A 15,555-nucleotide genomic window follows, 5' to 3' on the forward strand; every position below is an offset into this window, starting at 1 on the left:
CCCCTGCCCCCTGCCTCCTGCCTCTCCTCCACTTCCAAATCAACGGGATTTTGCAGCACATCATCAAGGCGATTTAAATCAGCTTCTAAATCTTGCAGCGTGCTGCCAAAATTAACGAGGCTATTAACTGGCTCTAAGAAGCTCAGTGTTAAACTTTGGTAGGCAACCAGCATCCCAATACTGAGATTGCCATTCATTACCTGAAAGCCGCCAACCAGCAAAATAGAAGCTGTGGTTAGGGCTGTCAAAATTGTGGGTAATGTGGTGAGAATTTGAGTTTGTAAGCCTAATTGTTGTTGGGCGTTGAGCGCTTTAGCGTAATAACCCGCAAACCGAGCAAATAAATCTGACTCTAGCCCAGAAGCTTTGATGGTTTCTATCGTTTGGATGCCGCTAATCGTTACTCCACCGACCTTGCCATATTCCTGAGCTAGGCGCATATTTGTATCTACACGAGTTTGCGATAAAAATAGGAGGGCGAAAATATTGATTGCAGCAAAACCAACTGCGATCGCACTCAATAATTGGTCATACTGAATCATTATCAGCAGGTAAAAAACCATCATTACTGCATCAATTAATGTGGTTGCCAAAGGCCCTGAGAGTACTTCCGCCACTCGGTCATTCAGTTGCACTCTACTACTGATTTCCCCAGCAAAACGTTGGTCATAAAACCCAATAGGCAATCTCAGGATATGCCAGAGAAACTGTCCTGATGTGCTGACTGACAACTTAACCATCAATCGCCGCAGATAAGTCAGCCGCAGTCTCGCAAGGAATGCCCGCAATATAGTAGTTAACAACATCCCTAACAATAAAGGTCGTAACCAATCTTGCCGGTCTTGGACTAAAATCTCATCGATAAACACTTGAGCAAAAGCTGGCACCGCTAACCGAGGCAATGTTAACAACAAACCAGCCAGCAAACAAAACAAGATAGTAACTCGTGAGTTTTGTAAACGGGTAGTTAAAGCCGAAATTATGTGATTTTTTTTGCCACCCTTCTGGAAGTCTGCTCCTGGTTCCATTGTCAGCACAACACCAGTGTATGCGCGATCGAACTCTTCCCAACTCACTGTTCTCCGACCATTGGCAGGATCATTGAGGTAGACGCGTTTTTTGCTATATCCTTCTACCACGAGAAAATGGTTAAAATTCCAAAAGGCAATGTAGGGAAGACGGGTAGCTGTCACTTTTTCTAGAGACAGTTTTAAACCTTTAGCATTGAGCCCATAGTTTTTGGCAGCTTTGAGAATATTAAAAGCTTTACTCCCATCCCGCGAGACACCGCATTCTTCACGCAGTTTAGCCAGTGGCACAATCCGGCCATAATAGCTAAGAATTATTCCTAAAGCAGCCGCACCACATTCGACCGTTTCCATTTGCAAAAGTGTAGAAGTACGGACACGATTTGGTTTAAATTTTGGAATTGGGAATGGGAATGGGAATGGGGGATTGGGCATTGGGCATTGGGCATTGGAGAATTAAGACTTGAACGTTGAGCTTCCGAGGGTGAACGTTGAGCTTCCGAGGGTGAACGTTGAGCTTCTGAGGGTGGACGTTGAGCTTCTGAGAGTGAACGTTGAGCTTCTGAAGGTGAACGTTGAGCTTCTGAGGGTGAACATTCAAGTTTTTAACCACAATGCCCCATGCCCAATCCCCCATTCCCAAATTAATAAATTCCCGTCCAAGAGCGCACCATAGGAATAATATAAGAAATCGGTGCTTTTTCCCCAACTTTCACTTGAACTGATGTAGTTGTCCCAGAAGATATTTTTAAAGCAGGGCCATCAGAGGATGACCATTTGTAGCCACTGACTGATGTCGGATTTTCTTGGAGTTGGACAAAAGCTTGCACCTGACCTTCGCCTTTACCCGCAAGACTGGCAGCCATTTCTTTGTTACCAACGATCGCTGTAATATCTTGTGTACTTACCGGAAATGAAGAAATATCTGCGATCGTTCCGACAATACCACCTTCGCGTTCACGCTTGGCAAAACTGGGAGTTACCTGTACAGCCATCCCTGGCTTGATTTGCTTACCATCTTTATTAGCAAAGTAAACAAGGCTCATAAGTTTTGAATTTACTTCTTCAGCTTCGATTGACCCTAGACGAGTACCCGGATTCATCATTTGACCGGGGACAGCACTCACTTCCAGAATATGACCATTGTATTTGCTGATGATTCTACTTTCTTGAGATAGTTGCAGTTCCAATTGGGCTATACGGCGCTTTACTTCCCGAATTTTATTTGTTTTGTCAATTGATTGCTTCAGGTCTTGCTCGTGTAATTTAGTATTTTGAGTATTCAGGTCTTTAATTTTCGTTTTAATTTCGTCAATTCTATTAAGATTTTCCAGATATTCTCGTTGTGTGGTGGTTTCTTGAATTTCCAGATCCTTTAGTTGCACGTCAATATCTGACAGTTCGCTTTGAGTGTTAAAATATTCCTGTTCAGCTTGTACCAACATATCTTGGCTGATGACATGCTGCTCAAAAAGGTGACGACGATTATCAACTCGTCCTTTAAGAGTTTTAAGTAAATAATTAATTTGTTGTTTGCGAGAGTTAATGCTTTGACGTTTTTGAGCGATCGCTCTCAATGTTTGATCGCGTAACTTGGGTGCATCTTGCTCTCGACGCAGATTATTTTCCAAATCCATTCTCTGCTGCCCAAGAGTAATGATTTGTTGGTCAATCAGCAGCTTTTGTAACCTGTCAGTCTCTTGATTTTGGGTTTGCAATTGTTGCAACTTTACTTGCTCTTGCTGTAACTGCTGCTTTAGCGCTGATTGGTCGATAATACCCAGCACATCACCTTGTTTAATAACATCTCCCGCCTTTACCTTCAGAGTTAGTAACGGGCCAGAACTGGGTGCTTGAAATTCTACAACATGGTGCGGTTTAATCAAGATACCTTGACCTGTGACAGTCAGGGGAATTCTGCCGAACACACTCCAAAGACCAGCTACAGCAACCACAAAACTCAAAGTAGATAAAGTCAACCAAGCTTGAGGCTTGACTACATTTATCGCTTGATCCAGTTGTTCTGGTGAAGATAAGCGTTCCAGAGCTTCTTGGCGAAAGATGTGGCTGTGTTTTAGTTGCATTGTTCTCCTTCTTGCTGAAAGCACCCAGAACCTTAAATACTTCTTTCTAGACTTTTAAGATTAAAGTGCGATCGGGGAGAACTAGGGGAGAAATAAGGGAAGCGATCGCTTCTACTGCTTCAACAAAGCACAAACATCACCAATACCTTCCACTCCTTTTCCCTTTAACCGAGCAGTATTGAGCCAGGTTTACATTACTCTTACTCAACAATTGCAGTGCCTAGCCGTTATTTTCAAAAATCTGTTGTCAAGATATCTTCTGTTTAACCAGTTGTTTTAAACGAAAGTATTCTTTTTCTGGTGTCAGAGGTTCGGATTGACTTTCATTTGGTATATAAAATACCCAGGTATCGGGAAAGTAATACACCACTATTGCACTAATCAGCTTTAGGTGATTCACCATTCACCATGTTTCATTTATTAGAAAATATCCGATTGAGGTTAAGAATAAAACTATACCTATCTGATAACCGAGTTTCCACTTATCTCCTCTGACAGATTTTTTACTTAAGTGTCTTATCTGTCTTAACTGTCCTTGTGTCACTTTTTCAGCCATGCTAAGTTTCGGGGTGAAATGAGCAACTGTGCAGAAAGTTACGCTCTAATTTCAAGTCTTAAACATAGAAATTCCCAAAACCAAGGTAATAACAAATGGCAACACCTAACCAAGAACTTTATCCGGTTATCTTAATACATGGAATATCAGGATCTAGGCTCATCTCAAAACAAACAGTATTTCCAATACAACCACCACCAATCTCGAAAGTAGAAGAAGAACATCCAATTTGGCTGAATCTATTGATGAGTACAGTACCAGCACGACCGATACCAAATGATGATGCAGAAATTAACAGCAACCCTGAAAAAGTAACTTTAAAAACACTTGGATGGAATCTACCAGATGCTACAATTTCTTCTAAGACTGTCCCAACCATTACTCCGGCTCCGTGGTGGAAAACACAAATGACATTAGGGGTTGATGGTATAACCGCCTTCAATGACGAGGATAATCATCCTGTAGAGGGATTTAAAGCAATTGAGAGGATAGCTCCAGACATAGAGCCTGATTTTGATCCTGAGACTGGCAAAGACAATCGATATTTTGCTGCTTTAATTGAGAAGTTAGTAGAACAAGGATATGTGAAGAATGAAAATAATAATCAAGGTAACTTGGTAGCTTTTCCATATGATTGGCGAGTATCACCAAAAGGTCTGAACGAAAAGTATGACTACTTTAATAAGCTCAAAAATGAAATACAAAAGCAACGCGAATATAACCAAAAACGTGTAGTGATAATAGCTCATAGTATGGGAAATAGAGTTACGCAGTATTTTCTTCAGTGGGTTAAAAATAAAGAGGAGTTAGGGGAAGAGTGGATACATGAAAATATAGAACGATATATAGCAGTTAGTCCACCGTGGCTTGGCGGCCCTTTAGCAATTCGTTTTCTAGGATCAGATGATCCAATAGTATTAGGAAAGGCAGCAATAAAGGATCTTAAATCAGTAATACAAAGCTATTCGAGTGTTCCTTGGTTATTGCCCATAACAAAAGCGCCACAGGCATTTTTGAACACTGAACATTTTGCGTTTGTCAAAGAGAACAGCAAAGCTCCATCAACAATCAATAACTTTCAGCCAAAAACAATCAGAGACATATTAACAGATGGAGGAGCCGAACAAACTACACTGAAATATCAGCAGGAGCATTATCAAAACGATAATTTGATACGTAGTATTGTGGACGGCGACGGGGGTAAGCTGGTAGAGTGCCCACCTGTTCAGAAATTAGATGTTATCTATGCATATGGCACACCTACACATGTCGGTGCATACTATATTTCTTCTGTAGAAGAGATAGATGGAGAACAAACAAAATCACTGAGAGTAGCAGCAGACCTGAACGACACAGGCGGAAACTTTCTTGTAAAAGAAGGAATAAGATTTGAAATAGAGGGTACTACAACACAACTGATAGATGGATCAACACATTCAGGAGATGGAATAGTTCCATACGGAAGCTTGACATATCACAAGCATTGGCAGAAAAACAAGTCGCTAAAAACCGAAATAGGAGATTACGGTTTTCAACTTAGCGATGCGGCTACATATCCAGGGCATGAGGAAATTTTAAAGGTTAACCAAGGTACTAATAAAATCCTGGAGTTGTTAGAGCTAAGTACATTTAAGTTGGCGTAGATATAGCGGGGGGTAAATGAGCTTGGTAACATAATTAAGTAGTTTAAAAGCAGATGGCACTAACCATCTGCTTTTAAACTTTTATGAGAAAAACTTATTAGAAAAGTTAAAAAATAAATTATTTTTAACTTGATAAAAAGCTGTTTTTGGGTATGAATAACAAGCTCAATCCCACAACAATATTGATGGCAAGTCATTGTTAGCCAGACGCAGCAATTGATAACCAATTCCAGATATACCGGGTAAAAAGCCAGGATTAAATACAGAATTGGGTAAGTTGGGGAACAGTTGATAAGCTCCAGTTCGCTTGGCTCTAGCCACAACATTTGTTACATTCTGGTGAGCAATTTGATGCCAATCAGGACGGGAACAGATTTTTGCACCGACTAACAGTACTTCTGCCCTACCGAAGTTGCCACAGCACAAGTGATCGATCGCCTGTAAGCCAAAATTCTGAGTAGTTTGGAGAGCAATTTCTATTTCTTGTTGAATTTCCGGCGTTTCCACGATTCTCAAACTGCCTAAGCGTCCCAAACCAATGCCGGCTGCACCATGACACCACTTATTTGCAAAGTCAAGTTGTCCTGGTTGTCCCATTCTGCGGAAGTCTGGCCAGTTGGCTGTGGACTGGCAAAAGACGCTACGCTCATACTCAATTCCTGCTAAACCTGCTTCTAAGAATTTGTGTTCTGAGGTGGCGGCATAAAGTCTGAGCAAGGCATAAGAGATACCCGCAGCTCCATGAGAGAAGCCAGTTAAGGGCTTATCCCAATAAGTATGCCAAGCTTTGGGCGCACCGTTGTGGCTAACTTGACGGTTGATTAAATGTTGCCCACAGGCGATCGCTTTTTCTAATATGGTTGCTTCTCCTGTTGCTTGATGCAGCGACAATAACCCCAAAATTGCCCCGGCTGCACCACTCATAATATCCAAGTGTTCATCGGCAGCAATTAGTTCTGGTGTCATCAACTCGGCTAATACTTGAGCGTCTGGCAACAGCGTTGCATCATTGAGGAGTTGACTAATTTTCACCAGGCTATAGATCATCGATCCTAAACCTGTTGCACCCCCAACGCCCATGAAACGAGCCATGCGTTCCCAAGTTTCTGGCTCAATGGTGTGGATTTGGCGACGCAGAGATTGTACTGTCCTCAATGCTAAATCACGGTAACGGGAATCACCAGTTACTTGACTCAGTGCAGCTAAAAACAAAGCAACTCCAGAGCGTCCGTCAGAAAGACAATTATTCAATACTTGCAGTTGATATCGTTCGGCACGAGGTACAAAGTCTAAGCCAATCCAGTTAACGCTGCCATCAGGGTCAGAAATGGCTCTAGTTTCCAGTTGAGTGGCGATTTCCTGGGCTTCGGCAATCAATTGTTCTGAATTTAGCAACGGTAACGATTCACCTTGCCATTGCCCACCTTGGCGGCTGAAGGTGGTTGCAATCTTAGCATCGAAGGAGCCTTGAATAATCGCTACTTGTCGAGCTAGGTCGGTCTCATCTAGAGATTGTAACTGATTGAGTAGGTCTTGGTAACTGGATTGCTTGAAGTAGTTGGGAATGGAAGAAGAACCGTTTAAACTCAGTTCATCAACCACCGCGCTAGCCGTGAAGAAGGGAATATCCAATTGTTCCATTGCTCGGAGTTCCGCGCTCAAAACAGGAAAGGCGTTCGGTCTATTTTGAGCAACTAGAAAAGCACGACTGAGAACATCGAGTTGAATGCTGTAATCTACACCGTGTTTGAGGTAATCGGGTGCTAAAGCTTTTTGAAGGATGATGCCATAGATGCGGGTGTTGCGGAAGATAAAGCGCACCTGCTGATTTTGCATAGCAGATAGCAAACTTTGGCGTGAAATTAAGAAATCTTTGTGCGCCATCAAAAAGCGATACATCTGCTCAAATCCAGTGGTGATTTGGAGTTGATAATCGTTTGGAGACAGAGGAACTTCACCCAAGAACGGCACATTTTTCCCAATCGGCAAGGTTACAGGCTCAGACAACAGATGCATATTATCTGTATTAATGTTCTGCCAGCGCGGCACTTTGCGGGGAGATAATCGGGGATCTGTGCTGCCTAGTCCGCTAATATCATAAGCGACACTGCGATCGCCACTAAAGTCCCAACGCGGTAAAAGTCCGGTGCGGAGTACGGAATCCCAAAATTGTCGTGTGGCGGTTGTTTCTAAATCTTGGGTAAGCGGTGAGTCTTCAATGAGATTTGGTTCATGGTGCAGCAGCGTTTCCATGTCAATCAGCACCAGATGTTCGCCATTGGCAATTAAGTTTTCGTAATGGCAATCTGTTCCCCGCAAAGCGTAAAGCACACACAACAACATCCCAGAACGCTGATAGAATCGTTTCGCAGCTGCTTCATCCACACAAGGCAACTGTTCAACATGTTCCACCCAACCGTAACCGTTGCGTTCTAGCACCTGAATGACTTTAAAATCTAAAAGATTGCTGTGTTGATTGCACCAATTCAAAAATTGGTTAAAGACAACCTCTAATCCTAAATCTTTGGGTTTATAAACAAGTTTAAGTCCAGACTCAAAGGTAAGCGAAATCACCGTTCGTCCGCGCTTATGTGAATCGGAAATGGATGTTTGAATTTCGGCAACTTTGTTTTGAGAAAATGGGATAATTCTTTCATCAAAAATTCGTTGAATATCTGTCCTATCTGCAACTAAACGTTCGAGAAATTCAGCAGTGAACTCAACCCAAAAATTGACTGCTGTTGCCACTAACCGACCGAGAACTGGATACTTTTGGAAGAACGCCAGCATTCCATCTTCTAGGAGCTGATTGACGAACTTGGTGTAGTGAGTGTTATTATTTTTTGTCTCCAGTCCTAGTAAGCCGAGCAAGCTTTGACCAAAGGGACGTACCTGAGAAAATTCAAAATCTAATGTCTTTGTGCAAATTCCTGCTAATCGTTTCAGTAGACCACGTTCTAGAGAACTGTAAGCGTTGTGGGAAAGAATCGATAAGGGAAGATAATCTTGGGTGAATTTACTGTCGCAGCGAGTCAGTAATTGCTGTCTGGCTACCAAGATAGCAGGTAAAAGGATATCTTCAAAGGTAATAGGATTTTGTGAATCGATTGGTAGAAATACTTCGGTTGCAGAATTGAATCCTGTAGCGGTTTGGATGATTTGCTGCAAGGTTTCTGCCCACTCAGGCAAAGGTCGATCGGCAAGCAACTCAATGGTTCCCAATTTGCAACTAACAGTATCGAGGTCTAGCCCCTCCCACTGTAAGCGTTTGTGTAACGTATCCCATTTACCTTCTGCTGCAACTTCGCACCAGCGATCGCGCCGACGGTTAATTTCTTGTTCGTTGACTCGATCGACATCAATTGCAAACCTGCTTTCATCAAGCCGTTCCCAGAGAAAGCTAGCATTGGCTGCGATCGCTCTTAAATCGTCTGATGTTTTCTGTTGGGATAAGCGAACAAGTTGTTGAACCATAGCTGGATTTCTCATGATGGAGTTAAAAGGTAAGTATCAATTCTGGTCTACGTTTTAATAGTTGGCATTAAGAACAATAGCGTTCGTCTGAAATAAGTTTTAAATTAAGTACTAATTAGATAGGCATAATTAAAATAACTTGTAATTCTTAATTGAATTAGTTGGCGTACAAGTCCCCAACAAATAAAGACTAAAAACTTGACTATTTGGTGGATTATAGGACTCATATATTATGATTTTTGAATAAGATTTCAGATAAAACCCTTATAAAACTGTCTTTTCAGTTTCAGTATGTTTTCAAAAATCAAGTCAGAGTCCTATATTTCACCAAAAATTACGAATTACGAGAGATAGCAGTGTCCGCCACCACAGCCGGCTGTGTGACATAGTTTGGGCGCACTATCAGCCATTGCACCGCCACTAACACTGAGTAATTCTTCTTCACTCAGTTCGTTTGAGTCCACAAAGGTCAGTTCTGCCAGCATTTGAGCTACGCTTTCGGCTGTGAAGGTATAACCTTTTTCTGCACTGGCAATTAGCAACAGTTTGATGGCTTCTGTTTGGGTAACTGCTGCTTGTATATTCTCGCGCAGTTGGCTATTTTGGAGTAGGCTTTGAATTTGTGACAACATAATTGTATTTTCTCAAATTTGGTGATAGTAATTGTTCATGGAATTCCCTCTTTTTCTTGATTAAAAAAGTAAAGAGGGAACTGTTATGCAGCATCTCTTTCGCGTTGAACCTCAGTACCAAGTATGGAAATTATCCAAATTAAAATATTGCGAAAGTTGGATATAAAAAGCTGTTTTAGAAAAACAACCTGACCTTGGAGGCTACAATGCCAGAGAGAAAGAGAAGCTACATATATTTTTTAGCAGTGTCCGCCACCACAGCCTTCTGTATGACATAGCTTAGGTGCACTATCAGCCATCAATCCACCACTAACACTGAGTAATTCTTCTTCACTCAGTTCATTGGAATCTACAAATGTTAGTTCTGCCAGCATTTGAGAAATGGCTTCAACTGTGAAGTTATAACCTTTCTCTGCACTCGCGATCGCTAACACTTTAATAGCTTCTGCTTGATTAGTTGCTGCTTTTACTTGCTGTTGTAATTGTGCGTTTTGAAGTAATTCTTTGATTTGGTGTAACATCCGTCTATCCTCCGTTTTTGTTGACTTATCTAAACCGCAGAGATTCTACACTTGTTTTGTGCGGTGTTCTCTGCTCTTCTGATTTGAATTTAGAGAAGAATCGGGGAGAAGTAGGGGAGATAGTTGCAATAGCAGAAAAATTTTTTGGTTAAAATAATTGAGGGTATGGGAACTGGATATTAGCCCTGAGCGAAGAGGCAGAGGAGCAGGGGAGCAAGGGGCAGGAGAAAAGATAGTGGAATTACCTCTGCCTGGCTAGGTTTGAGAGCAAGTAAATTTCAAGCAAATTTATTTATGATGCCTACTGCACCCTCGCAAATAGATTTATGTATAGGGATTTCACCCAAAGCTAGAGCCTCTTGACGAGTTGAAACAGGATTCTGAATCTAAAACTAAAGGGCAACCAGTACTTCATTGATTTGCTCTGCTAGTTTCAATGGACGGAAAGGCTTGGCAAAAATAGCAGCGACATCCATATCAGTAAAACTCTCTCGATCTGATTGCTGAAGTTTAGCTGTTAATAAAATTACTGGAATTTTCTTAGTGGCGGGGTTAGCTTTCAGTTGTTGCAGAGTTGCACGCCCATCCATATCAGGCATCATCATATCTAGTAGGATGACATCTGGTTTATAGGTAGCAGCTACCTTCAAAGCTTCCTGACCAGAACTTGCTGTCAATACATTCCAGCCAGCAGCCATTTCTAATCCCAACTTGGCGATCGCCCGCACATCTTCTTCATCATCAACAATCAAGATATTTCTGTTCATAATGGCACTCTTGCAAAATGTATGTGATGATTTGCTTGATCGCTCTTGAGCTATTCTAAAGCCAGATCGGGGAAAAGTAGGGAAGAATTAAGCTGTTAGAAGCAGTTTATTGCAAACCTGGTAAAGGTAGCAGTACATAAAAGGTGCTACCTTCACCTAAAGTGCTTTGAACCCAGATTTTGCCATCATGTTGCTGGATGATATCTCGGCAAATAGCCAGTCCTAAACCTGTTCCTCCTTTGTTGCGGGAGTCGGATGCATCCACCTGTTGAAAGCGCTCGAAAATTATTTGTAATTTATCTTCAGGAATTCCTCGCCCTTGATCTTGAATAGTAATCAAAAGGTATTTGGGTAATAAAGGCTCATTTTCTTGAGGCTCAATGCCTTGGGATTCTGAGAGAGTGGCACTGATATACACCGTGTCTCCTGGTTCAGAAAACTTAATAGCGTTGCTTAGTAAATTAGTCAGGGTTTGCAGCAGGCGATCGGGATCTGCCCAAAGTTCAACTTCTACAGGATTTATGATCAATTTGACTTGGAATTGATCTGCCATTGCTTGCATCGCTTCTGTGGCAGTAGTTAGCAAGTCTGCGGCGTTGTACTTCATCTTCCGCGTGAAGATTTTGCCTGATTTCATCCGCTCTAAATCGAGAATATCGTTCACTAAACGAATTAGGCGTTCAGTATTAGTGGTGGCAATGCTCAGAACTTTTTGGCCTTGTTCATTTAGAGTTCCCAGTTGTTCTGAACCCAATAAATCTAATGCTCCCATTGTGGAAGTTAAAGGTGTACGCAATTCATGACTGACTAAAGAGATAAATTCGTTTTCTAAACGTTTGCGTTCGGTGATGTCATTGGCAATTAATAAAGCACACGGTACTCCAGCTAAGTCAATCAATTCGAGAGATATTAGTATGGTTTTGAGTTCTGCACACTTAGTTGAAAATTCAAATTCTAGATTGTATAGTGACCCAGTTTCTGGTAGAAGTTGAATTGTTTGAGCGATTGCGACTGTGTTTTTACCCAAATTAAGTTCAGTGGCAGTATTGCCAATCACTTCGTCTAGAGAGTAGCCGCTCATCTTCAAAAAACTGGGATTGACATCAATAAAACAAGCATCTGAGACTGTAGCGATCGCGATCGGATTGGGACTGGAGCGAAAAACTTTAGCAAACTTCTCTTCTGCTTTGGCGCGCTCGTGAATTTCCTGCTGCAACCGCTCATTTTGGGCTTGGAGTTGTTGTTGCAGTTTCCAAATCGTTAAGTGATTTTCAATTCGAGCTAAAACCTCTTCTAGTTGAAAAGGCTTAGTGATATAGTCCACTCCCCCAACTGCAAACGCTTTCACCTTATCTAGCACATCACCCAAAGCGCTAATAAAAATTACCGGAATTTCGCGAGTGCGATCGCTTGCTTTCAAATGTTCGCAGACTTCATACCCATTCATCTCCGGCATATTCACATCCAGCAAAATCAGGTCGGGGGGAACTGCATTTGCCCCTCGTAAACCCGTAGAACCCTTAGTTACACTCCGAACTTTATATCCCTGTTCCGTCAACATGGCAGATAAAAGGTTCAGATTTTCTGGCGTGTCATCAATCACCAGTATGTCTGCTTTGGGAAAGTTGAGCGGCTCTTTAGGCATGGCAATATCGACTTTAGCCAGAATAGGCTACTAATGATTTCTAGAAATTGTAACCTTAGTCCTAGGTCTTAATAATCGTTTACAAAATAAATCCTAATTACTCATTTATCTACCCTAGTTCTCCCCGATTAATTCCTAATCTTAAAAGCATCAAATCAAATTTATAGCTCACACCTACTAAATTGCAAAGTCCGGAGTAACTTGTATGCAAACTTCAACCATGCGTAAACCAATTATTCTTGCACCAGGAGAAGGTAATCAATTCTCAATTATGGGTGGACAATTTACAACCAAAGCAACTGGTGAAGAGACAAATCAAGCTTGGAAAATTTATGAAATTACAGACACAGAAGAAAATGGGCCACCACTGCACACTCACCCTTGGGAAGAGGCATTTTATATTCTCGAAGGAGAACTAGACATCCAAGTTGGTACAGAAACTATTTTGGCATCAACCGGCTCTTTTGTTAATATTCCTCACAATGCACCACACGCCTTCAAGATTCGTTCTGCTACTGCTAAATTTTTGGTTTTAATCTCACCTCAAGGCGCGAAAAACTTTTATGAAGAAATGGGTCAAATCGCAGATAGTCCATCGCCAAACATGGACAAAATACAGCCTCTTTTGAACAAATATGGATTGCAATTTCTGGCGTGAATCTTTCTGTTTAGATGTAGGGCGTACAGCTAGCTGTACGCCCTTACGGGGAAAAGCTATACATAAACACGCAGAATTTCCATTTGTTGATAAATAAATCTATTTCTAGAAAGCAATATGTACTCAATAACAAAACCAAAAGCTGCTCACCTTTTAACTACTAGTGCGTTGAGTTTGGGAATCATCGCTAGCCTTGTTTTTTACCCAAGCGCGAGTCAAGCAGGTAAAAATGATGCTGGAGTACCAGGCGAACTCCAGGGCGAGTGGCGGTACGGTCGAATCTCGTCTATCCAATATCAAGACAGCTACACAGGTCGCCCAGCAGCCCCAAATGGTTCAAGCGATCAATTTCAACTCGCATCTAACGGTAACTACCAGCGAAATCGGCTGCTTCAAATCACCACTTATAACTGTGCATCTAATCTCTTCATAGAAGAAAAAGGCAAAGTTAAGATTGAAGGTCAACGTCTGACTTTCCAACCTAGCGACAGCACATCCAAAGGGCAAATCTGCAATAGCGGGCGCACCTACTCCAGCCGCAATTCGGCAAAGGCTGAGACTTACGAGTGGTCGATTGAGACGAACGAGTACGGACAGCAAGTTCTGGTACTTGAGACCACTGATGGCAAGGGCAAAGCTCATTACGGCCGACCTCAATAAGCATTAAACCTCTTGCAAAAGTGCTTTTTGCAAGAGGGGGAAAAGGGGAAAGGTTAAAGGGAAAGGGTAGTATTTAAACCTTTTCCCTCTTCCCCCTTACCCTTTTCCCCTCTTCCTTGCCTCCCCTAGTTCTCCCCGATTGTTTTCTAATCTATAAAATATCGAACTGAGGTTATCCCATGATTCACCATATTTCAATTGCTGTTAAAAACCCCAGCCATGTTGCTCAAGTTCTGGCAGAAATCTTAAAAGCACAAGCTGTTCCATTTCCTCCTAACCCAGGAAGCTATATGGTTATACCTTTTGATGAATACGGTACAGCCATTGAACTCTATCCTTTAGGCTCTCAAATTGAACCTGGTGAAAATGATGAAGAATGCGTATTTGTCCGTACTGCAATTACTTCTATGTATACAGATATTCATGCAGCTATTTCTGTACCCATCAGCCAAAAAGAAATTGAACAAATCGGTGTCCGTGAAGATTGGCGTGTAGTGCGCTGTAACCGTGATTCTTTCTTTGATGTGATTGAGTTTTGGGTGGAAAACAGATTAATGATTGAATTGCTAACACCAGAAATGGCATCTCAATATTTGAAATTCGCCACTCAGCAAGAAAATCTAAAATATTTTGTGGCAGAACCTGCTTTAGCAACAACTTGATAAATATATAGGAATCCCTCTTGATTTGTGAGAATTGCAATTACAAGATACCCGACTCATCAAAAAAGTTGGGTATTTTACAATACGCTTAGGTTAAGTATTTTTTCGTTTTTTCTGTTTCCTATGCGTCTCTGTGGTAGCCTGCGGTAAGCCCTCCGGGTTCGGGGGTTCGCAATCGACGGGAACCGCCAAAACTGCGACCCCCTCACCGCTCCGCGTCTACGTTAAAAAACTTACGCAAAACTACACTAAAGATCAGTAACATCAATAATTTCATCGAAGCAGAAACTTCGGACTAAATTTGTCAATTTTTCTGCCAAAGTAGAATGTGTTGGTGGAATTTGCTCAATTAGTTGAAAAATCCTTTCGGCATCGACTTCAACGGCTGCCTGATTAAGTTCTGTTACCCATTGAGCAGGCATAATGGTAATTGCAGAGCGAAGATCCAAAATGGAAAATTGAATATTCTTTAGGTTATTGTCTGTTGAATCTTCACTACTTTCTTCTGTACAGATATATAGCACCTCCAAATATTCAGCTATCTTTTCAAAAATCACCTGCTCACGAAATGGCTTACGAACCAAGTCGTTGCAACCTGCGGCTAAGATACTTGCCTGTTGTTCTTCAAAAGCACTGGCAGTTAGGGCAATAATTACAGTGCGGTGATTTGTATTTGTATTTCTTTCCCTGGCTCTAATCTCTTTAGTTGCATCGTAGCCGTTCATTACAGGCATCCGCATATCCATCCAAATAAGATGAGGCTGCCAAGTTTGCCACATTGCGATCGCTTCTTGTCCATTATTTGCAGCCTTAATTTCAAAACCAATGCTACTAAGAAGTTGCACAATTAAATCGCGGTTTTCTTTACGGTCATCCACTACCAGAATCCGGTAAGAGGGTTGGCCTGCTGCTAGCTTGATGACACGTCCCTTATTCAACCTTGGTGAAACTTTCAATGCTGCGGCTAAATTTACTTGGATGTCAAAGCTAAAAGTAGATCCTTGTCTAGGGGTACTCGTTAAGTAAATATCGCCACCCAGCAACCGCACAAATTGACGGCTGATTGTCAATCCTAGCCCAGTTCCTTCCTTGGTTTGGATACCACTTGTTGTCTGGACAAAAGGCTGAAACAAGTTGTTCATTTCTTCTGGTGCTATTCCCCGTCCACTGTCTTCGACTTCAAAGTGAAGGAATGGAGCATTGGGGATTGGGGATTGGGGATTGG

14 protein-coding genes are annotated in these 15,555 nt (G+C 41.8%); 4 read left to right on the plus strand and 10 right to left on the minus strand.

Features of this window, described 5'->3' with window-relative positions:
• The 4 genes from G1O98_RS30125 to G1O98_RS30140 all read right to left on the minus strand — a co-directional run.
• A partial coding sequence (locus tag G1O98_RS30125; RefSeq protein ID WP_243458581.1) for a cysteine peptidase family C39 domain-containing protein occupies window positions 1-1,463 on the minus strand: 1,463 nt, incomplete at its 3' end.
• A complete protein-coding gene (locus G1O98_RS30130) occupies window positions 1,417-1,665 on the minus strand; it encodes a hypothetical protein (protein ID WP_163935975.1) in 249 nt (82 codons plus the stop codon). The genes G1O98_RS30130 and G1O98_RS30125, both read right to left, overlap by 47 nt.
• Window positions 1,666-1,672: 7 nt before the next feature.
• Window positions 1,673-3,112 (minus strand): NHLP bacteriocin system secretion protein, encoded by a 1,440-nt coding sequence (locus G1O98_RS30135; RefSeq protein WP_163935978.1) that lies wholly within the window; start codon window positions 3,110-3,112, stop codon window positions 1,673-1,675.
• Between the two features lie 247 nt (window positions 3,113-3,359).
• Entirely contained in the window at window positions 3,360-3,515 is a 156-nt protein-coding gene (locus tag G1O98_RS30140; RefSeq protein WP_163935971.1) for a hypothetical protein, read from the minus strand.
• A gap of 248 nt (window positions 3,516-3,763) precedes the next feature.
• Between G1O98_RS30140 and G1O98_RS30145 the strand changes: the two genes are divergently transcribed.
• Window positions 3,764-5,311: a hypothetical protein gene (locus tag G1O98_RS30145; protein ID WP_163935981.1), complete on the plus strand. Its 1,548-nt coding sequence runs from the start codon at window positions 3,764-3,766 to the stop codon at window positions 5,309-5,311.
• 165 nt (window positions 5,312-5,476) lie between these two features.
• Here the strand turns inward: G1O98_RS30145 and G1O98_RS30150 are convergent, their stop codons facing one another.
• The 5 genes from G1O98_RS30150 to G1O98_RS30170 form a co-directional block, all read right to left on the minus strand.
• Window positions 5,477-8,785 carry a type 2 lanthipeptide synthetase LanM family protein gene (locus G1O98_RS30150; RefSeq protein WP_243458582.1) on the minus strand — a complete coding sequence of 1,103 codons (3,309 nt, stop codon included), beginning with the start codon at window positions 8,783-8,785 and terminating at the stop codon, window positions 5,477-5,479.
• A 341-nt stretch (window positions 8,786-9,126) separates the two neighbouring features.
• Window positions 9,127-9,417 carry a Nif11-like leader peptide family natural product precursor gene (locus G1O98_RS30155; protein ID WP_114082563.1) on the minus strand — a complete coding sequence of 97 codons (291 nt, stop codon included), beginning with the start codon at window positions 9,415-9,417 and terminating at the stop codon, window positions 9,127-9,129.
• Window positions 9,418-9,656: 239 nt separating this feature from the next.
• Window positions 9,657-9,938 (minus strand): Nif11-like leader peptide family RiPP precursor, encoded by a 282-nt coding sequence (locus G1O98_RS30160; RefSeq protein ID WP_163935988.1) that lies wholly within the window; start codon window positions 9,936-9,938, stop codon window positions 9,657-9,659.
• Window positions 9,939-10,330: 392 nt separating this feature from the next.
• On the minus strand, window positions 10,331-10,705 hold the full coding sequence (locus tag G1O98_RS30165) for a response regulator (RefSeq protein ID WP_163935991.1): 375 nt from the start codon (window positions 10,703-10,705) through the stop codon (window positions 10,331-10,333).
• A 106-nt stretch (window positions 10,706-10,811) separates the two neighbouring features.
• Window positions 10,812-12,350 (minus strand): ATP-binding protein, encoded by a 1,539-nt coding sequence (locus G1O98_RS30170; RefSeq protein WP_163935994.1) that lies wholly within the window; start codon window positions 12,348-12,350, stop codon window positions 10,812-10,814.
• A gap of 205 nt (window positions 12,351-12,555) precedes the next feature.
• Here G1O98_RS30170 and G1O98_RS30175 point away from each other — a divergent pair, with 205 nt between their 5' ends.
• From G1O98_RS30175 to G1O98_RS30185, 3 genes are all read left to right on the plus strand, one after another.
• On the plus strand, window positions 12,556-13,008 hold the full coding sequence (locus tag G1O98_RS30175) for a cupin domain-containing protein (RefSeq protein WP_163935997.1): 453 nt from the start codon (window positions 12,556-12,558) through the stop codon (window positions 13,006-13,008).
• 117 nt (window positions 13,009-13,125) lie between these two features.
• Window positions 13,126-13,668 (plus strand): hypothetical protein, encoded by a 543-nt coding sequence (locus tag G1O98_RS30180; RefSeq protein WP_163936000.1) that lies wholly within the window; start codon window positions 13,126-13,128, stop codon window positions 13,666-13,668.
• A 179-nt stretch (window positions 13,669-13,847) separates the two neighbouring features.
• Window positions 13,848-14,330, plus strand: coding sequence for a hypothetical protein (locus G1O98_RS30185; protein WP_163936003.1), 483 nt, complete (start codon window positions 13,848-13,850; stop codon window positions 14,328-14,330).
• A 248-nt stretch (window positions 14,331-14,578) separates the two neighbouring features.
• Here the strand turns inward: G1O98_RS30185 and G1O98_RS30190 are convergent.
• Window positions 14,579-15,555 (minus strand): response regulator (locus tag G1O98_RS30190; RefSeq protein ID WP_163936006.1); only part of this gene is annotated, 977 nt, incomplete at its 5' end.

This window comes from Nostoc sp. UIC 10630, from assembly GCF_010747425.1.
In the GTDB taxonomy this organism is placed as follows: Bacteria; Cyanobacteriota; Cyanobacteriia; order Cyanobacteriales; family Nostocaceae; genus Nostoc.